This window comes from Pseudomonas juntendi, from assembly GCF_009932375.1.
In the GTDB taxonomy this organism is placed as follows: Bacteria; Pseudomonadota; Gammaproteobacteria; order Pseudomonadales; family Pseudomonadaceae; genus Aquipseudomonas; species Aquipseudomonas juntendi.
In genome coordinates, this window is record NZ_BLJG01000584.1 from 1 (window position 1) to 371 (window position 371).

Genomic DNA, 371 nt, shown 5'->3' on the forward strand with positions numbered 1-371 from the left:
AGAAAGCAACAACCGCGATAAGTATCACCAGAGGAACAAACCAGCCTGAAACGCTGTCTGCCATTCTCTGGATGGGGGCACGCGAACGCTGGGCATCAGCGACCATCTGAACAATTCGTGAGAGCATCGTTTCATCACCGACATTCTCTGCACGGATGATAAGACTACCTGTCTGATTAATCGTCCCCCCAATGACAGGGTCACCCTTCGGTTTGGTAACCGGCATAGACTCCCCCGTCACCATCGATTCATCAACGGTTGTTTTGCCTTCGATCACGATACCGTCGACCGAAATACTCTCTCCAGGTCTGATGCGGAGCTCATCGCCAGGCAGGACATCTTCCGAATTAATATCCGTTTCATGACCGTCA

1 protein-coding gene is annotated in these 371 nt (G+C 51.5%); it reads right to left on the reverse strand.

Annotation, left to right across the window (positions count from 1 at the left end; all coding sequences use genetic code 11):
• Positions 1–371, reverse strand: a 371-nt coding sequence (locus GYA94_RS27375) for a P-type ATPase actuator domain-containing protein (protein ID WP_498072229.1), incomplete at both ends; no start/stop codon positions are given.